The 17,195-nt window shown below is 70.7% G+C and carries 17 protein-coding genes and 1 other RNA gene; 6 read left to right on the forward strand and 12 right to left on the reverse strand.

The features are described 5' to 3' along the window. Positions 1 to 82: 82 nt before the first annotated feature. The 4 genes from EKH77_RS09050 to rnpB all read right to left on the reverse strand — a co-directional run bounded on the left by EKH77_RS09050 (position 83) and on the right by rnpB (position 4,223). Positions 83 to 2,929, reverse strand: coding sequence for a M4 family metallopeptidase (locus EKH77_RS09050; RefSeq protein WP_126913898.1), 2,847 nt, complete (start codon positions 2,927 to 2,929; stop codon positions 83 to 85). Positions 2,930 to 3,082: 153 nt separating this feature from the next. Then, positions 3,083 to 3,334 (reverse strand): hypothetical protein, encoded by a 252-nt coding sequence (locus EKH77_RS09055; protein ID WP_126913899.1) that lies wholly within the window; start codon positions 3,332 to 3,334, stop codon positions 3,083 to 3,085. Next, positions 3,331 to 3,711 carry a hypothetical protein gene (locus tag EKH77_RS09060; protein ID WP_126913900.1) on the reverse strand — a complete coding sequence of 127 codons (381 nt, stop codon included), beginning with the start codon at positions 3,709 to 3,711 and terminating at the stop codon, positions 3,331 to 3,333. The genes EKH77_RS09055 and EKH77_RS09060 overlap by 4 nt, the downstream gene beginning before the upstream one ends. Positions 3,712 to 3,813: 102 nt before the next feature. After that, positions 3,814 to 4,223: RNase P RNA component class A (gene rnpB / locus EKH77_RS09065), an RNA gene on the reverse strand. A gap of 123 nt (positions 4,224 to 4,346) precedes the next feature. On the opposite strand from rnpB, the gene yaaA reads away from it, so the two are divergent. Next, a complete protein-coding gene (gene yaaA / locus EKH77_RS09070; RefSeq protein WP_126913901.1) occupies positions 4,347 to 5,147 on the forward strand; it encodes a peroxide stress protein YaaA in 801 nt (266 codons plus the stop codon). 56 nt (positions 5,148 to 5,203) lie between these two features. Then, positions 5,204 to 5,830, forward strand: coding sequence for a bifunctional 4-hydroxy-2-oxoglutarate aldolase/2-dehydro-3-deoxy-phosphogluconate aldolase (locus EKH77_RS09075; RefSeq protein WP_126913902.1), 627 nt, complete (start codon positions 5,204 to 5,206; stop codon positions 5,828 to 5,830). Between the two features lie 21 nt (positions 5,831 to 5,851). On the opposite strand, the gene EKH77_RS09080 is transcribed toward EKH77_RS09075, so the two are convergent. The 3 genes from EKH77_RS09080 to EKH77_RS09090 form a co-directional block, all read right to left on the reverse strand. After that, positions 5,852 to 8,140 (reverse strand): PQQ-binding-like beta-propeller repeat protein, encoded by a 2,289-nt coding sequence (locus EKH77_RS09080; protein ID WP_126913903.1) that lies wholly within the window; start codon positions 8,138 to 8,140, stop codon positions 5,852 to 5,854. Positions 8,141 to 8,278: 138 nt separating this feature from the next. Further along, positions 8,279 to 8,476: a DUF397 domain-containing protein gene (locus EKH77_RS09085; protein WP_240667716.1), complete on the reverse strand. Its 198-nt coding sequence runs from the start codon at positions 8,474 to 8,476 to the stop codon at positions 8,279 to 8,281. After that, a complete protein-coding gene (locus tag EKH77_RS09090) occupies positions 8,382 to 9,320 on the reverse strand; it encodes a helix-turn-helix domain-containing protein (RefSeq protein WP_240667286.1) in 939 nt (312 codons plus the stop codon). The genes EKH77_RS09085 and EKH77_RS09090 overlap by 95 nt, the downstream gene beginning before the upstream one ends. Before the next feature lie 110 nt (positions 9,321 to 9,430). On the opposite strand from EKH77_RS09090, the gene EKH77_RS09095 reads away from it, so the two are divergent. Beyond that, the gene (locus tag EKH77_RS09095; protein WP_126913905.1) at positions 9,431 to 9,778 is read left to right on the forward strand and encodes a hypothetical protein; all 348 of its coding nucleotides are present in this window, start codon (positions 9,431 to 9,433) and stop codon (positions 9,776 to 9,778) included. Positions 9,779 to 9,826: 48 nt separating this feature from the next. Then, positions 9,827 to 10,189, forward strand: a complete 363-nt coding sequence (locus EKH77_RS33715) for a hypothetical protein (RefSeq protein WP_240667287.1) — start codon at positions 9,827 to 9,829, stop codon at positions 10,187 to 10,189. 48 nt (positions 10,190 to 10,237) lie between these two features. On the opposite strand, the gene EKH77_RS09105 is transcribed toward EKH77_RS33715, so the two are convergent. Next, positions 10,238 to 10,696: an RICIN domain-containing protein gene (locus EKH77_RS09105; protein WP_206279833.1), complete on the reverse strand. Its 459-nt coding sequence runs from the start codon at positions 10,694 to 10,696 to the stop codon at positions 10,238 to 10,240. Between the two features lie 159 nt (positions 10,697 to 10,855). On the opposite strand from EKH77_RS09105, the gene EKH77_RS09110 reads away from it, so the two are divergent. After that, complete coding sequence (locus EKH77_RS09110) at positions 10,856 to 11,446, forward strand: response regulator transcription factor (RefSeq protein WP_240667288.1); 591 nt, start codon at positions 10,856 to 10,858, stop codon at positions 11,444 to 11,446. 92 nt (positions 11,447 to 11,538) lie between these two features. On the opposite strand, the gene EKH77_RS09115 is transcribed toward EKH77_RS09110, so the two are convergent. From EKH77_RS09115 to EKH77_RS09130, 4 genes are all read right to left on the reverse strand, one after another. Next, positions 11,539 to 12,711 (reverse strand): bifunctional RNase H/acid phosphatase, encoded by a 1,173-nt coding sequence (locus EKH77_RS09115; protein ID WP_126913907.1) that lies wholly within the window; start codon positions 12,709 to 12,711, stop codon positions 11,539 to 11,541. A 7-nt stretch (positions 12,712 to 12,718) separates the two neighbouring features. Next, a complete protein-coding gene (locus tag EKH77_RS09120; RefSeq protein WP_206280006.1) occupies positions 12,719 to 13,462 on the reverse strand; it encodes a zinc ribbon domain-containing protein in 744 nt (247 codons plus the stop codon). Positions 13,463 to 13,476: 14 nt separating this feature from the next. Further along, a complete protein-coding gene (locus EKH77_RS09125; RefSeq protein ID WP_126917971.1) occupies positions 13,477 to 14,316 on the reverse strand; it encodes a Nif3-like dinuclear metal center hexameric protein in 840 nt (279 codons plus the stop codon). A gap of 86 nt (positions 14,317 to 14,402) precedes the next feature. Further along, entirely contained in the window at positions 14,403 to 15,449 is a 1,047-nt protein-coding gene (locus EKH77_RS09130; protein WP_126913908.1) for an ABC transporter substrate-binding protein, read from the reverse strand. 282 nt (positions 15,450 to 15,731) lie between these two features. Between EKH77_RS09130 and EKH77_RS09135 the strand changes: the two genes are divergently transcribed. Next, entirely contained in the window at positions 15,732 to 16,853 is a 1,122-nt protein-coding gene (locus tag EKH77_RS09135; protein WP_240667289.1) for a hypothetical protein, read from the forward strand. Positions 16,854 to 17,195: the final 342 nt, after the last annotated feature.

Below are 17,195 nucleotides of genomic sequence, written 5' to 3' on the forward strand. Positions count from 1 at the left end.
GCTCCCGGCACCGATCGGTGCCGGGAGCCCATTCCGCCGGGTTGACGCCCTGATCACAGCGGCGTCACCCCGTACGCGTCGGTCAGCCGCAGTTGCCCGCCGGCCGGTTGCGGGTCACGAGGTCGGCGTAGCCGGTGGTGGAGTCGGTCCACACCACCTGCGTGCCGGAGAGCGCGGCGGGCAGGCCCTGCTCACCGCGGTTGCAGGACATCCGGGCGCGGCGCGAGCCGTCCGCGGAGAACTGCCAGAGCTTGGGCAGGGCCTCGTTGCTGCGGAGCCCCGGCGTGCCGGGCGTCCTCGACGAGACGGTCACCGCGTCCTCGGAGGCCGTCAGCCCCTCCGGGTACAGGGCGTCCGCTCCCTGTTCCTTGCTGATGTCCATCACGTTCGTGCCGTCGAGGTTCGCGCGCCGGACGGCCCGCTGGCCCTGGTCGGCGACCTCGTCCACCGTCCAGAAGACGTAACGGCTCGTGATGGCGGTCTGGCCGACGCCCAGGGGCGTGCCGAGCTGCGGCATCACGGTCGTCTTCCCGGACGCGAGGTCCAGGACCTTGGTGGAGTACTCGTACTTCCCGTGCCCCTTGTAGACGCGCGTGCCATAGGCGATCTTTCCGCCCTTCAGGGAGTGCTGGCCGATCGCGTCGCGGCGGCCGACGCCGTCGTCGACCCAGGTCGGCTCCTTGTCGCCCTTGCGCAGGTAGCCCAGCTGCGAGACGCCGCGCCGGAAGAGCTGGACGAAGACGACGACGTCGCCGTCCACCTTCGCCTGCTGGTGGAACCCGTACCGGCTGTGCGTCAGCGTCTTGACGGGACCGCCCGCCAGCGGCCGGGACAGCAGGTCGTAGCCGCCGCGTCCGTACGCCACCCAGACCACCGTCTTGCCGTCGGTGACGGGGTTGGCGTGGTAGCGGCCGTCGTTGGGGCTGATCAGCTGCTTCTCGCCGGTGCCGTCCGCGCGGCCGGCCCAGATCGAGTAGGGCTCGCTTCCGCTCTCGTTCGACTTCGAGACGACCCACCAGCCGCCGCCCGCGCCGACGCGCGAGTCCACGGTGTTGAGCCGGCCCAGCAGCCGGTCGGTGTCCACGCCGATGGCCAGCTCCCAGTCGGGGACGATGCCGTGGCCGTTGAACGCGCGCGTGACGGCGTTCAGGTCCTTCGCCGGGACCTTCAGATCCTTCGCGGCGGCGATGACGGCGTTGCGGCCCTCGGTGAAGCCGTCCAGCGGGGTCATGTACTCGGTGAGCGCCCGGTAGACGATCCTGTCGGCGAGGGTGCGGTTGAGGTCCTTGCGGATGTCCCACAACGCGCCGGAGAAGATGGTGGAGTTGAGGTGGACGCCGCCGTTGTCCGTGGCGAAGTCGACGCCGAGGAAGCCCTTGGAGGTCGTCCTGCCGTCGTTCATGTCCCGCGTGGCGCAGGCGCGCGGCGACTTCGTGCGGCACAGCCCCTCGCCCAGCAGGCCCGATTCGGGGCTGTCCATGGCGATGCCGTGCGCGTCGGTGTCGATGGCGTTGCCGAAGTAGTCGGCGATCGCCTCGTTGAGGGCGCCGGACTGGCCCGCGTAGACGAGGTCGGCGCTGTTCTCGACGACGCCGTGCGTCATCTCGTGCCCGACGACGTCCAGGCTCGCGGAGAACGGGCGGTACTCCGCGTCGCCGCCGCCGTACACCATCTTGGCGCCGTCCCAGAAGGCGTTGACGTACGGCGTTCCGTACAGGGTGACGCCGACCATGGAGTCGATGGCCATGCCCCGGCCGTCGAGGCTGTCCCGGCCGTGCACGGACTTGTAGTAGTCGTAGACCTTCCCGGCCGCCCAGTGCGCGTCGACGGCGCCGGCCTCGGTGGCCTCCTTGTCGAAGGCGGGGTTCGCCGACCTGAACTCCAGGACGTCGGCGGGCCATTGCTTCGACACCTCGTCGACGCTCTTCTTGCGGGCGTCCCAGGTCGAGATCGATGCCTTGCTGCCGTCGCGCATGCGGGCGGCGTCGCGCATGACGTACTGGTTGTTGGAGGCGTCGTGGGTGAGGTCGAGCTCGACGGTCGTCCCGTCGAACTTGACGCCGGAGCCCTTGACGGCGGAGCCGTCGGCGAGGGACCGCGCGCCGGGGGCGACCCTCGACGTGGTTGCGGACGCGGAGCCGCCGCCTCCGGCGGTGCCGAATGTCTTGATACCGCTGTACTGCAGGACGGGATATCCGGCCTGGGCGTCGATGTACACCTCGCGCAGCACGGGCTGGCGGGTGGCGGGGTCGGTGCCGCGGACGGTCACGTGGTGGGTGAGCACCCCGGGCCCCTTGGGCAGCACGACGAGGCCGCGCGCGGTGCCGCTGAGGGGCGGCGCGTCGCCCTCGTCGCCGGTGTCGACGGCGAAGCCGTCGCGGTCGAGCTGGGCGAGCGTGGCGTCGACGGCACGCTCGACAGCGAGTTCCTCGCTTATGTCGGGGGTGGTGGGGGTGGTGAGCGCTGTGAAGTATTTACCGGACGTTCCGGTGACGACGCGCTTGCCGTTCTTCTTCTCCATCCGGACGACGTACTGCCCGCCGAGGACGTCGACGCCGTGGTGCTTCTGCTGGAGCCGTACGGTCTCGCCGGTGCCGCTCGTGACGGCCCGGATGGGGGCGAGATCGCGGTCCGGGCGGTCGATGCGGTAGCGACTCTTCTTCTCCGCGAGGTGCCGCGTCGCCGCGTCGGCGGCGCTGCCGGCCGCCCCGGCGTCCTCGCGGATGCCGCCCACCAGGGAGGGCGTGGAGGTCCCCTTCCCCGGCACCACCTCGGCGGGCCCCGGGGTGGGCGGCGCGGCGACGGCCTGGGCGGGCACCACCGACACGACAAGGGCGGCCGCGCCGATCAGCGCTGCCGCCCCTGCTATGCCGCTCTTCGCGGCCTGTCTTCTGCCTGTTCTACCTGAACGCGCTCTGGATGTGCGCACGATTCCCCCTCGTACGTACCGGAACGTTCACCGGAATCCGGAACCCGAGCCGGAACGGCTTCGGTCGGGGCATATGCAACCGGTGGGGGGTGGGTCGCACAATGGGGCGGTCGCGGGGTGGCGCGGGGTTGGGTGGCTTTTCGGCCCTTGCGGTCAGAGATAGTTCACCTGGTGGATATAGACGCATTCGTGCCGAGGAATGACGATGCAGACAAAGAATCCACCGGGGACGTCGACGCATTCCCCTGCCGGGCTCATCCCTTGATATCCGATGCCGTCGACGTAGAACGCCGCAGCCGCTCTGACGACTTCGTCGGCCTTCTTCTCGACCTCCGCGACGAAAGCGGGCGGAGCCCCGCCGATGACGTGTTCCTCGCTGGGGTCGTACTCCCATCGCCAGCTCATGCCGAGACCGCTCGCCTCGCCTCTTCCCTGACCGCGAGGAGTTCGTCCATGCCTCTACGGAAGGCCGCGTCGTCCTTGCTGGTGGAGTTGTGGATGGCATCGAGGGCGTTGTGGTGCCGAAGGCTGAGATCAGGGCGGCGCTCGATCTCGACCTGGGCGGCCCACCAGGCGAGCCAGTGCTGAAGGTGGCCGATCTTCCCGTCCCGCAAGGCGGCGGCGAGGGCGTCCTCCTTGTGTCTCTCCATCTCACCCAGGCGGTGCGGAGCGACGCGAGCCAGAGCCGCGCGGATGGCTTCGGGGCTGCGTTCCGGGCGCGGGATCTGCGCCCGGTCACGCGGCGAACCGTCCTGCGGACCGTGCTCGGGCTGTGCGGTCATGCTCTCCTCCTCGGACGCCCCAAGCTCACCAGAGGCAGCCCAGGATACGGATTCCCGATCCGAGGAGATGCGTTTTGGCCGACCTCCGGAGGAAGGGAGGGGCGGACGAGTCGGCCTGTACGCCGGGTTCTGTGCGCGCGGTCCCTTACGGGAGCCGCGGCGGCGGCCATCCATCTAGGCCTGCCGTTGCCGACAGGCTCGTGCGGTCTACCCGCGGACTCGGGCGGGCAGCCCTCGATCGTCCGCGCAGGGCCGTCGCCGTGAAGCGACCGCCCCTCTTGACCTTGCTCCGGGTGGGGTTTACCTAGCCGCCTGGGTCACCCCAGGCGCTGGTGGTCTCTTACACCACCGTTTCACCCTTACCGGGAATCCGAAGATCCCCGGCGGTCTGTTTTCTGTGGCACTGTCCCGCGGGTCACCCCGGGTGGGCGTTACCCACCACCCTGCCGTATGGAGCCCGGACGTTCCTCGGGAGACCCCTGAAGGTCCCACGCGGCCGCCCGGCCGGCTCGTCCGCCGTGCCCCCATGCTACCGGCCCGCCACCAGGCCCGTTCACTCCGGGGCGATCACCACGCGTTCCACCGCGTTAGGGTGCGACACGGACACCCCAGACGCTCACCCAAGGAGATCGACCGTGCTCGTGCTGCTGCCGCCGTCCGAGGGCAAGGCCACGGGCGGCACCGGGCCCGCCCTGGACACCGGGAAGCTCTCGCTCCCCGGTCTCACGGCCGCCCGCGAGACCGTGCTGGCCGAGCTCGTCGACCTCTGCACCGGCGACCAGGACAAGGCCGCCGACACCCTCGGCCTCAGCCCCGGCCTCCGCGGCGAGATCGCCAAGAACGCCGCCCTGCGGACCTCCGGCACCCGCCCCGCCGGCGAGATCTACACCGGCGTCCTCTACGACGCCCTCGGCCTCGCCACCCTCACCGCCCCCGCCCGCCGCGCCGCCGAGCGCTCCCTGCTCGTCTTCTCCGGCCTCTGGGGCGCGGTCCGGATCACCGACCCCATCCCCTCCTACCGCTGCTCCATGGGCGTCAAGCTCCCCGGCCTCGGCGCCCTCGGCGCCTACTGGCGCGCCCCCATGGCCGACGTCCTGCCCGAGGCCGCCGGCGACGGCCTCGTCCTCGACCTGCGCTCCGCCGCCTACGCCACCGCCTGGAAGCCCAAGGGCGAGCTCGCCGAGCGAACCGCCACGGTTCGCGTGCTCCACTCCAAGACCGTCGGCGGCGTGGAGAAGCGGACGGTTGTCAGCCACTTCAACAAGGCCACGAAGGGACGGCTCGTCCGCGAGCTCCTGACCGCCGGGCTCGACCCCGCCACCCCGGCCGACCTCGCGCGTGCCCTGCGGGAGCTCGGCTACGTCGTGGAGGGCGACGACGCCCCCGCGAAGCGGGGTAAGCCGCAGGCTCTGGATGTGATCGTGACCGAGCTCTGACGGGTCCGTTGCGCGTGGTGCAACGTCCGTTGTGGTGAACGGTCCCGCTCGGCAGGATGACGGGCGTGACCGATCTCCTTGATCTCGCGCCCGTCATCCCCGTCGTCGTCCTCCACGACGCCGCCGACGCGATACCGCTCGCGCGGGCGCTGGTGGCCGGAGGACTGCCGGTGATCGAGGTGACCCTACGAACCCACACCGCGCTCGACGCGATCCGTGCGATTTCCGCTGAGGTACCGGAGGCGATCGTCGGCGCCGGAACGGTCCTGCGGCCGGCCCAGGCGGAGGCCGCCGTCGAGGCGGGCGCGCGCTTTCTCGTCAGCCCCGGCTGGACGGACCGGCTGCTGGACGCCCTACGGGCGATGGGCGTTCCCTTCCTGCCGGGCGTCGCCACCGCCTCGGAGGTGCTGGCGCTGCTGGAGCGCGGGGTGCGCGAGATGAAGTTCTTCCCGGCGGAGGCGGCGGGCGGCGTCAACTACCTGCGGTCACTGTCCGCGCCCCTGCCGACCGCCCGTTTCTGCCCCACGGGCGGGATCGGGCCGGAGTCGGCTCGCGAGTACCTCGCACTCCCCAACGTGGGGTGCGTCGGCGGTACGTGGATGCTGCCTGCGGACGCGGTGCGTACGCACGACTGGGGGCGGGTGGAGGAACTCTCCCGGGAGGCGGCGGGGTTGCGGGGGTGAGGACGGGGCGGTGACCGGCTGTCACGCGTACACGGCGTACAGCTTCTTGTCCCTGCTTCCGACGTAGACGACACCATGGGCCACCACGGGCGACGAGATCAGAGCAGCGCCTGCCGAGAAGGCCCAGCGGAGTTCCCCCGTGTCGGCCTTCACCGCGTAGAGCTTGCCGCCCGTGCTTCCGACGTAGACAACGCCGTCGGCTACCGTCGGTGACGAGCTCACCTCGCTTCCCGCGGACAAGGTCCAGCGCGGCTTCCCGGTGTCCGCCCCAACCGCGTACAGCTTGTGATCCATTCCTCCGACGTAGACGACACCGTCAGCCACCGTCGGCGACGAGTACACGCGGCCACTCGTGGAGAAAGTCCACCGCTGTTTCCCTGTGTCCGCCTCCACCGCATAGAGCTTCCCCTCCCAGCCCGCGACGTAGACGACACCCCCGGCCACCGCCGCCGACGAGCTCGCACCTCCGCTCGTGGGGAAGGCCCAACGCTGCTTCCCGGTATCCGCATCCACAGCACACAGCTGGAAGCTGGTTCCGGCATAGACGATGCCGCCGACCACCATCGGCGTCGAGGCCGCCAGCCCGTCCAGGGAGGAGGCCCAACGTTGCTTCCCCGTATCGGCCTCAATCGCGTAAAGCTTGACGCCGCTCCCGACGTAGACGATGCCGTCGGCCACCACGGGTGAGGAGTACACAGAGGCAGTCGTAGGGAAGGCCCAACGCTGCCTGCCGGTAATCGCATCCACCGCGTACACCTTCGTGTCCTGGCTTCCGACGTAGACGACACCATTGGCCACCGTCGGCGACGAGCCCACATGGTCATCGGTGGGGAAGGCCCAACGCTGCCTGCCGGTACCCGCGTCCACCGCATACAGCTTCCCGTCGTTACTCCCGACGTAGACGATGCCCTCGGCCACCGACGGTGACGAGTCCACCCCGCTACCTGTGGCGAAGGACCAGCGTCGTGTACCTGGGGCACCGTCGGGGCTGCTCTTTCCGCCGGGTTCCGGGGCAGGATCGGTGCTGGGCGTGCCGCTGTCGCGGGTCTCCCAGGCGATCAGGACGGTGGCAGCGGTCAAGGCGGTGCCGGAGAGGCCGAGCAGGACAAGACGCCGGGACAGGCGGGGCCGCCGACCGGAGGGGTGGCCGGGTGACGGGGTCGCGGGATCCGTCCGCTGTTCCGCCGAGTGGGTCTCACCGACGGACGGACGCGGGACAGGCTCGTGCTGTTCCCCGGCCGGGGCCGGCGCCGGATGCGCCTTGGGCTCCGGAGCGACGGTAGGACCGGGCGGCTCGGCGGGTGGCTGGGAGGCTGCGCTCGGCCGCACGGAGGCCGGGGTTCCGGGGACGGGCCGAGGTGTCTCGGGCGGCGTCCCCGGCAGTGCCGGGGGTGGGGTGTGGAGCAGCGGGGCAGAGGTGTGTTCGCGGACGAGCCGAGCGATGGAGTCCGGCATCCAGCCGGGTTCGGAGAGCCTCAGCGTAGGGGCTTCATTGCTGCCGTCCATGGTGGTCAACCAGTCCAGGAGGGCGGCCAAGGCGGGGCGCCGATGGGGCTGTTTGGCCAGGCAGGCAGCCACGATGTCGCGCACTTCGGGAGGCAGGGGAGCCAAGTCGGGCTGCTCGTGAACGGCCCGGTAGTGCAGGGCGTGCGGAGCACCCCTGCCGAACGGCCCGACTCCGGTGGCCACATAGGCCAGAACCGAACCGAGGGCGAACACATCGCTCGCCGGGCCGATGGGCTGTCCGACGAGCTGTTCGGGAGACATGAAGCCGGGCGTACCGATCACCGACCCCGTACGGGTCAGGACGCTCGCGTCGGCCGCCGCCGAGATACCGAAATCGATCACCCTGGGGCCATCGGCCGCCAGGAGCACATTGGAAGGTTTCAGATCACGATGGACGACCCCGGCCGCGTGGATCGCCTCCAGGGCCTCGGCCAGACCTGCGCCTAGGGCGAGCACCGAACGCGCCGCCCAGGGGCCGTGCGCGGCAACCGCCTCGTTCAGCGGAACACCCGGCACATAGACCGTGGCCAGCCAGGCCGGGGAACCGTCCGGGTCGGCGTCGACCACCACAGCGGTGAAGGCCCCATTGACCCGCTTGGCCGCGGCCACCTCACGGGCAAAACGACGCCGGAACTCATCGTCCCTCGCGAGCTCCGGCCGCACCACCTTCACCGCGAGCAGACGCCTGCCGGGTGAGCGCGCCAGGTACACCTGGCCCATCCCCCCGCTGCCGAGCCGCGCCACGATCCGGTAGCGCCCCACCTGCCGTGGGTCTTCCGGTTCCAGGGTCTCGAACGCACCCATCCCATCTCCCCGCCCCGCCTGTGATCGCCCACTCCCCCTGGGCGTCAGTCAACGGCATGCTGGGACAACGATCGGATGATCCGAGGGAAACGGTCCAGTCTCGTGACAGTGCGGCGGCGCCGGCGGTACCGGCGGTTATCAGCGTTGAGCGGCTCGGGGGGCGATGGGTAGCGCTGCCAGGCAGGCCACGAACGCCGCCCACGCGGCCGTGGGAAAGATCAGGGCAGGGCCCTGGGGGCACTTACTGTCCCTTACGGGGACGAAGTCGGGGATACCGGGGGCTATTTCTATGCAGTTGCCTGCGTCGTTGCCGCTGTAGCTGCTTTTGCGCCACATTGCCATTGCGCTCATACCCTTCCATTGCATCTCTGATCAAGGCGGCGGAGTCGGGACCTGAGAGGCAGTCAGCCCTGAGCACATCGTAGAGCTTGGTATAGCGCGCGGTAATCGCCGGATCGTTGATGAAATGGCCCGCTTCCAAGGATTCCGAGTACACCCAGTCCTGCCCGTCGGGCAGGCTGATCAGCGACATCGATCCCTTTGGCCTGGCCAGCTGCGCGCTGAAGGGCACTACCTGGACCCCCATGTTCGTCCGCTCGCCCGCGAGCAGCAACTGCGCGCACTGGTCGCGCATCACTGCCGCGTTCCCGACGACGTTGCGAATGGTGCTCTCGTCCAGGACCACAACCAGAAGCGGGCCGTCGGTCTCCAGGAAGCGCTGCTGTCGACTCATTCGAGCCGTCACCCGTTCGTCCAGTTCGCGTCCCGAGGAGAATTGCGAGAGCAGCGCTCGCGCATATTCCTCCGTCTGCAACAGGCCCGGCACCACATCGATCTGGTACTCGCGAAGCGCGACCGCCTTCTCCTCCATCTCCACCCGCCGTTTGAACCAGTCCGGATGACTGACGGCCGGATACCAGTCGATCTTCCGCCACAGCTTGGCGAACATCTCCCCCGTGCCCAGCACGCGGTCGCAAGCGACCACGAAGTGCCGTTGCGGAACCCGCGTGCCCACCTCCACCCTCGCGACCAGCGACCGATCGCACGGGATCTTGACCGCCAGGCCCTCCTGCGTCAGCCCCGCGACCTCCCGGTGGTGCCGGAGCACCTCTCCGAAGACCGCCGCCGTCGTGGCTCCTTGCCGCATCGCGCTGCCCTCCCCCTGTTCCAGATTGCCCATGGCACGTGCGAAACGTTGAGAGCGTAGGCAGGCGTCCGCAACTCTGTCCCTACAACAAGTAGTTGGTCACCCACATGGGCGTGATTCAACGGCCGAAATCAAGGAAACCGATGGTTCCTCTCACCTACTCCGCCTCCCCACCCCCTTCCGACGCCGACCTACGCCGGCTCTCCGCGCAGACGGCGGGCGAGCTGCAGAGCGTCTGCCGCGATCACGGGTGGGCGCTGCACATCACCGCCGGCGAACCCGCGAACGGCAGCGCATATGTGCAGTTCCCGCCGCTTCGTGTGGACGTGGCGCAGGAGATCGTCGCCGGGCTGCGGCGGCTGCTCAACAACCGTTGTGCCGAGTGCACGGCGATCAAACGGCGACGCGCCCAGGCGATCAGGGACAAGGACATGACCACGGCGGCCGCCGCTGCCACCGCCATGGGAAGACACCAACGGGCGGTTCACTGACAACATCTGGACTGCACATAACCGGTGGCGCGCTAACCTGCTGCCGCCATGAACGATTTCGTTGACGAAGCACGCTCGCGAGTCGCACATCTGCTCCGGATGGCCAATACGACCGATGACCGGCTCCGGGCGCAGATCATCGAGTACGCCGACACGACGCCCGAGCCCCCGGTGATAAGCCGGGGGGCCGGGATCGTCACGACCGGGTGTTCCCGGTGTCTGCGGACGGCCTGGCGGCAGCACGACTCCGAGGGGCCGCTGTGGGTGTGCGGGACGTGCGGGCACGTGGAGCCGATCACCATGCGGTGCCCGGAGTGCGACGTCGACATGATTCCGCCGCGCATGGGCGCGCCCGACCGCTGGGAGTGCCCCACTTGCGACCGGGTCGGATCGACCCTCGCCTCGTCATGACAAAGCCGCGCCCCGCGTGATCGCGGGGCGCGGGCCGGCCATCGGTGGTCAGATGGTCCAGCGCTGATAGTTCCCGCCGTTGCAGTCGTGCGGGTACATGGACGAGCCGTTGGTGTCCAGGCACTTGCCCGTCGCCACGTTCTTGAGCTGGTACGGGTAGCCGTTGAAGATCCACCGCTGGTAGTTGCCGCCGTTGCAGTCGTGGGGATAGAGCGACGAGCCGTTGGTGTCGAGACACTTGCCCGTCGCCACGTTTTGCAGCTGGTAGCCGCCGCCGACGTTTCTGTACCAGCGCTGGTAGTTGCCGCCGTTGCACTCGTGCGGGTAGATCGACGAGCCGTTGGTGTCCAGGCACTTGCCCGTCGCAACGTTCTGGAACTGAAAGGGACCGTCCAGCGCCGACGACGCGCTCGCGCCGGCGGACGGTGCGAACGCGGTGAGCGCCGCGGTGATCACGGCGGCTCCCGCCGCCAGCGCGGACTTCCTGCCCTTGAACATGGACCTCATTGATGCCTCCCTGTCGAACCCGTTCGCTGCTGTTTTGTTCGAACACAGCTTGAACGTCGAGGAATTGGCTCAGTAGTGCGAGAAGTCATCGGTTGGCCGGGAGTTCGCACGGGGAGGGTCTGACACATGTCACGCGCCTGCGCTTCCGCGATCCGTGTCGTGCTCACCGGCGACGAGCCCCTCTGCCGTGGAGCGCTGGCCGCGCTGCTGGAGCGGGAGGCCGACTTCCGTGTCGTCGCTCAGACCGATGACTGCCTCGACGCCGTCGGCGCGGTGACCGAACAGCGACCGGATCTGGTCGTCCTGGACCTGGAACCGCCCGCTCGGGACGCGGCGGAGGCGGCCCGGACCATCCGCCGGGCCGGGGACGTGCCGATCGTCCTGCTCACCCGGTGCACCCGGCCCGGGGCGCTGCGGCGCGCGCTCGCGGCGGGGGTGCACGGGTACGTTCCGAAGAGCACGGACGCGTCGAAGCTGGCGGGGATTCTGCGGGGGGTGCATTCCGGGGAGCGGTATGTGGATCCGCAGGTGGCGGCGCTGGCCCTGACGCGGCCGGGGTGTCCGCTTACCGCGCGGGAACTCGACGTTCTGCTGCACACGCGGCGGGGGAACGCTGTCACGGCGATCGCTCAGTCGATCAGTCTGTCACCAGGGACCGTGCGCAACTACCTGTCTTCGGCCATGCACAAACTCAACGCGCGTACGCGTTTTGAAGCGGCGGAGCTCGCTTGGGAGGAAGGGTGGCTGTGAGGGGGCAGGTGGGGGGTGAGGCCCCGGTCCCGCCCTTTCACCGTTTCCTCCTCAAACGCCGGAGGGGCTGAGTGGTTGCCCGGAGGGCTGGGTCACCGCAGGTGCGACGTCTCGTTCAGCAGGCGCAGCGACGCGTTGCCGTCCGCGTAGTACGCCACCGCCGAGAGGGACGCCGCCGAGAGTTCCATGCGGAACAGGGACTCGGGCGGGGCGCCCAGTGCCAGCCGGACGAGGGTCTTGATCGGCGTGACGTGGGTGACCAGCAGCACCGTGCGGCCCGCGTAGCGGGCGATGAGCTTGTCGCGGGAGAGGGAGACGCGGCGGGCGACCGTCGCGAAGCTCTCGCCGCCGCCCGTCGGAGCGGCCTTGGTCGAGGCGAGCCAGGCGTTGAGGTCCTCGGGGAAGCGCTCGCGCGCCTCGGCGAAGGTCAGGCCCTCCCAGCTGCCGAAGTCGGCCTCGCGGAGGCCCTCCTCGACGCGGACGTCCAGGCCGAGCCGACCACCGATGGCTTCCGCCGTCTCCCGGCATCGGCGCATCGGGGAGCTGACGATCGCCTGGATGGTGCCGCGCGCGGCGAGCGCGGCGGCGGCCGCCTCGGCCTGGCGGCGGCCGGCGGGGGACAGCTCCGGGTCGGTGCCGCCGCTACCGGAGAAACGCTTCTCCGGGGTGAGGGCGGTCTCGCCGTGGCGGAGCAGGACGAACGTGGTGGGCGCGCCGAGGTCGGCGGGGGCGGCCCAGCCGACGGGGACGGCCTTGGGCTCGGCGAGGGGTTCGGCGGCGGGGATCTCCAGGGCGGCCGCGACACCGGACGTGCCCCGGTCCGCCGACGAGAGGCTCGGCTCCCACTGGCGGCCCGCCTTGCCCGCGTCCATGGCCTCGTTGGCCAGCCGGTCCGCGTGCTTGTTCTTCTCGCGCGGGATCCACTGGTAGGAGACCCGGCCCGCCGGGAAGGCCCGCTGGGCCCGGGCGGCGAGCGGCTTCATGTCGGGGTGCTTGATCTTCCAGCGGCCGGACATCTGCTCGACGACGAGCTTGGAGTCCATCCGGACCTGGACCTCGGCGTCGGGGTCGAGGGCGTGGGCGGCCTCCAGGCCGGCGATCAGGCCCTTGTACTCGGCGACGTTGTTGGTGGCCGTGCCGATGTACTCGGCGGCCTCGGCGAGCGCCTCGCCGGTGACGGCGTCGAGGACGACCGCGCCGTAGCCGGCGGGGCCCGGGTTGCCCCGGGAGCCGCCGTCGGCCTCGACGATGAAGCGGTTGGGCATGGCCGGCTTACAGGCCCGAGTCGGACGTGCGGACCAGGATGCGGCTGCAGTTCTCGCAGCGGACGACCTCGTCCTTGGCGGCCTTGCGGACGTCGTTGAGCTCGGTGATGTCGAGCTCCAGCTGGCAGCCCTCGCAGCGGCGCTGGTAGAGGCGGGCGGCGCCGACGCCGCCGGAGCGGGCGCGGACCTTGTCGTAGAGCTTGATGAGGTCGGCCGGGACGGAGCCGGCGACGACCTCGCGCTCCTTGGTGACGGTGGCGACCTCGGCGTCGATGGTCGCGGTGGCGGCGTCGCGGCGGGCGACGGCGTCGTCGACCTTGGCCTGGACGGAGGCGACGCGGCCGGTCAGCTCGGTGGCCCGCTCGGCGGCGGCCTCGCGGCGCTCCATGACCTCGAGGACGACGTCCTCCAGGTCGCCCTGGCGCTTGGCGAGGGAGGCGATCTCGTGCTGGAGCTTCTCCAGGTCCTTGGGGGACATGCCGGCGCCGGAGTCCAGGCGCTGCTGGTCACGGGCGGCGCGCTGACGGACCTGGTCGACGTCCTGCTCGGCCTTGGCCTGCTCGCGGGCGCAGTCGCTCTCCTCGGTCTGCGCGGCGACGAGGAGGTCGCGGTGCTGGGCGAGGTCGCCCTCGAGGGAGACGATCTCGGCGTGCTCGGGGAGGCTCTTGCGCTTGTGGGCGAGCTGGGTGAGGCGGACGTCCAGGGCCTGGAGGTCGAGGAGGCGGATCTGGTCGGCGGGCGCGGCGTTGATTTGGGGGCTCCTGATTACTGGTGATGGGAGGACGACGCCGCGTGGGCGGTCCAGGGGTCGGTGACCGTACGGGAGACATGGGTGCGCAGGCCCCAGCCGTGGCGGTCGGAGATCTCGTCGAGCTGGGCGGCGGCCTGCTCGGTCCAGGGCCATTCGGTGGCCCAGTGGGCGGCGTCCACGAGTGCCAGCGGGCTCTCGGCCCGGGCGTCGGACGCCGGGTGGTGGCGCAGGTCGGCGGTGACGTAGGCGTCGACGCGGGCGGCCCGTACGTCCTCGAAGAGGGAGTCGCCGGAGCCGCCGCAGACGGCGACCGTGCGGATGAGCTGCTCGGGGTCGCCGGCGGCGCGGATGCCCTGGGCGGTGGCGGGCAGCCGCTTGGCGGCGCGCTCGGCGAAGGCGGCCAGGGTCAGCGGCGGGTCGAGCTCGCAGATCCGGCCGAGGCCCCGGCGGCCGTCGGGGTCGCTCGGGTCGGGCACGAGGGGGGCGACAACGCGCAGGTCGAGGGCGCCGGCGAGGGCGTCGGAGACGCCGGGGTCGGCGCGGTCGGCGTTGGTGTGCGCGACGTGCAGCGCGATGTCGTTCTTGATCAGGGTGTGCACGGCGCGGCCCTTGAAGGTGCCGGCCGAGACCGTCGTCGTACCGCGCAGATAGAGCGGGTGGTGGGCGACGATCAGGTCGGCGCCGAGCTCCACGGCCTCGTCGACGACTTCCTGGACGGGGTCGACGGCGAACAGGACCCGGGTGATCTCGGCGTCGGGGTCGCCGCAGACCGTACCGACGGCGTCCCACTGCTCGGCTCGCTCCGGGGGCCAGAGGGCTTCGAGGGCGGAGATGACTTCAGACAGTACGGGCACGGAGGAAAGGCTACCTTCCTCCGTGCCCGGCCTTCGCTGACGCGGGTGGCTCTCGCCCCCGGTCACTCCTTCATCTACTTCTTCGCCTAGTTCTTCACGAGGAAGCCGCGGAGATCGTCGAGGACGCTGTTGGCCGCCGTGACACCGAGGCCGAGGTACCAGGTCTCGTCGGGGACGTTCTTCGCCTGACCGTCCTTGACCGCCTTGAGGCTCTTCCAGAGCGGGTTGTCCTCGGCTGTGTCGCGCTTGGTCTTGTCGGGGTCGCCGTAGACGCCGGTGAAGATCCAGTCGGCGTCGGCCTGGTCGATGTTCTCGGGGCTGATCTCCACGGCGAGCTTGTCGGCCTGCTGGTTCTTGGGCCGGGGCAGGCCGGCGTCCTTGAGGATCGTGCCGATGAACGACTGCTGCGCGTACAGACGGGTGAACTGCGGGAGGTAGCGCAGCATGGTGATCGTCGGCTTCTTGTCGCCGAGGTCGGCGCCGAGCTTCTTCGCCTTGGCCTCGTAGTCCGCCAGCTGCTTCTTGGCCTCGACGGTCCTGTCGAGGGCGGCGGCGTTGAGGAGGTAGTTCTCCTTCCAGGTGAAGCCCGGGCGGACGGAGAACACGGTGGGGGCGATCTTCGAGAGGTCCTTGTAGTGCTTCTCGGCGCGGAGCTTGCTGCCGAGGATCAGGTCGGGCTTGAGCTCGTTGATCGCCTCGAGGTTGAGGTTGTTGATGGTGCCGACGCTCTTGGGGTCGCCGACGTCCTTCTTGAGGTAGTCGGGGATGCCCTTGCTGCCCTCGCTGGGGGCCCAGCCGACGGGCTTGAGGCCGAGCGAGACGACGTTGTCGAGCTCGCCGACGTCGAGGACGACGACGCGCTGGGGGCGCTGCTTGAGCTCCGTCTTCCCCAGGGCGTGGGTGATCGTGCGCGGGAACTGGCCGGGGGCGGCGTCCGTGCCCATCTTCGCGGTCTGCTCGGCGGCCTTGCCGAAGTCCTTGCCCTTCTCGGACACCGCCTTCGAACCGGCGCCACCGTCCTTGCCCGATTCCGAGGAGCCGCCGGAGGAGCCGCCGCAGGCGGTGAGCGCGAGGGCGGCGGCTATGGACAGGGCTGCGGCGGCGGTCGTGGTGCCGCGGCGGCGGAGGGACATGGGGCCTCCCGGCTAGGTACTTAGGATCGCCTTACCTTAATCACATGCCCTCCAGGAAGCACACCCACCCCCTTTTCTCCGGCGAACCGGACAACTAACCACCCATACAGGTGAAGCACCCGGGGTCGTGACGCTCCACAGGAATCCGGATAACTACGTTCTGTGCCGGAGGTGACGTTTCCCATGACGGTCTGTGCTCCCCACGGCCCCCAGAGCACTCCGCAGAGCCTTCCGCGGAGCGCGCCGCCGGAGGAACCGAGACGCCCGGCGTTCACCGTTACGGTGGACGGTTCGTACGCGGCCTGGCTCGCCCTCGGCCGCGGCACCGACGGCTGGTTCCCCGAGCGCTGGACCCTCGACGGCCCCGAGCCCTACGCGGTCTCCCTGCCCGGCACCCAGCCCGAGGAGCCCGACAGCCAGCTGCTCCCGCTCAGCGACGGCCGGGTCCTCATCCGCCGCCGCGTCGCCGAGCGGTACGCGCTGTCGCTCCTCTACCCCGCCGGGCCCGGCACCGGCGAACTGCCGCTCGGCGCCATCGAGTGCCCCTACCTGTGCCTGCTGCCCCCCGCGCCCGACGGCAGGTCGGCCTACGCGCTCGTCCACGGCGAGACGCAGACCACCCTCTGGCGGGTGCACGGCGGCGGCAGCGGCGGCCCGGAGCTGCTCTCCACCGTGCCCGGACGGTGCGAGGGCGGCGCCTGGCTCGACCGCTCCGGACGGCTGCTCGCCCTGGACCGCGAGCTGGACGGCCTGACCAAGGCCGTCGTCGTCGACCTCGGCCGGGGCGGCGAGACCAGCCCGCTGCTCCAGATCACCGAGAAGAGCAACGACCGCCTGCTCCTCGCCGAGCCCGACAGCGGCCTGCTCCTCGTCCGCTCCGACGCGCCCGGCGTCGACCGGCTGGGCTGGGGCGTGCTCGGCTCGGCCCGGCCCGTGCGCTTCCCCGAATGCCTGCTGCCGGCCGACGCCGAGCTCACCCCCTTCGCCGCCCGGCCCGGCCAGGGCCTGGCCCCCGAGGACTGCGCGGTGGCGTTCCGCGTCGACCAGGGGGCGGGCGGCGACTGGGTCGGCGTGTGGAGCGCGGCCGCCAAACGGCTGCGCCGCTTCCCCGGCCCGACCGGCTGGCTCGCCGGGGCCGGGTTGTGGACGGCGAGCGGGGAGCTGCGGCTGCCGTTCGTGACGGCGAGCGTGCCGTGCGGGCTGGCGCGGGTGCCGTGCGGGCTGGTGCCGGTGCCGATGCCGGAGGAGGTCGATGAGCTCGTCGACGAGCTTTCCGACCCGTCGGCGGCGTCGGCCATGACCGCGGTGCCGGTGCCGCGGCCGCCGCGGCCCGTGCCGCTGCAGCAGGCGCCGTTGCAGCAGGCGCCGCTCCAGCAGGCGCCCCCCTGCGCGCGTACTCCGTAACGGGGCACAAGGCGGACACACCGTAGGGGACGGGTGGCCCGTTGATCAAGGCCCCGTTAAACTTCGGGTGGGGGTCGCGCGGCCGTAGCCGGTCTTTCCAACGACCGTGGCTGGGTGGCGTGTTGGCGGTTGCGTCTGACGTGGTGTTACGACGAGTTACGCCGTGTGAGGCGGTGCCGTGGCCCCCGATGCGTACGCTTCCCCATCCGACGGAGTGACTTTTCCTCATGCCCGATGCCCGAACCGACACGACCGAGGCGCGCCCGTTCGACGCGTCCGCCGCCCGGGCCGCAGCCGCCGGCGCCGGCACTGGTGCCGGCAGGCACCGTGGTCCGGCGTCGC

It is taken from the genome of Streptomyces luteoverticillatus (assembly GCF_003970715.1).
GTDB classification, from domain to species: domain Bacteria; phylum Actinomycetota; class Actinomycetes; order Streptomycetales; family Streptomycetaceae; genus Streptomyces; species Streptomyces abikoensis.

What these genes read in the sequence shown, in the direction of transcription:
- EKH77_RS33715 (WP_240667287.1), top strand. Translation starts at nt 9,827, where the DNA reads ATGAACGATTTCGTTGACGAAGCACGCTCGCGAGTCGCACATCTGCTC.
- EKH77_RS09090 (WP_240667286.1), bottom strand. Translation starts at nt 9,320, where the DNA reads ATGGGCAATCTGGAACAGGGGGAGGGCAGCGCGATGCGGCAAGGAGCC.
- EKH77_RS09095 (WP_126913905.1), top strand. Translation starts at nt 9,431, where the DNA reads ATGGTTCCTCTCACCTACTCCGCCTCCCCACCCCCTTCCGACGCCGAC.
- EKH77_RS09075 (WP_126913902.1), top strand. Translation starts at nt 5,204, where the DNA reads ATGACGGGCGTGACCGATCTCCTTGATCTCGCGCCCGTCATCCCCGTC.
- EKH77_RS09060 (WP_126913900.1), bottom strand. Translation starts at nt 3,711, where the DNA reads ATGACCGCACAGCCCGAGCACGGTCCGCAGGACGGTTCGCCGCGTGAC.
- EKH77_RS09130 (WP_126913908.1), bottom strand. Translation starts at nt 15,449, where the DNA reads ATGTCCCTCCGCCGCCGCGGCACCACGACCGCCGCCGCAGCCCTGTCC.
- EKH77_RS09115 (WP_126913907.1), bottom strand. Translation starts at nt 12,711, where the DNA reads ATGCCCAACCGCTTCATCGTCGAGGCCGACGGCGGCTCCCGGGGCAAC.
- EKH77_RS09105 (WP_206279833.1), bottom strand. Translation starts at nt 10,696, where the DNA reads ATGAGGTCCATGTTCAAGGGCAGGAAGTCCGCGCTGGCGGCGGGAGCC.
- EKH77_RS09080 (WP_126913903.1), bottom strand. Translation starts at nt 8,140, where the DNA reads ATGGGTGCGTTCGAGACCCTGGAACCGGAAGACCCACGGCAGGTGGGG.
- EKH77_RS09085 (WP_240667716.1), bottom strand. Translation starts at nt 8,476, where the DNA reads ATGTGGCGCAAAAGCAGCTACAGCGGCAACGACGCAGGCAACTGCATA.
- EKH77_RS09055 (WP_126913899.1), bottom strand. Translation starts at nt 3,334, where the DNA reads ATGAGCTGGCGATGGGAGTACGACCCCAGCGAGGAACACGTCATCGGC.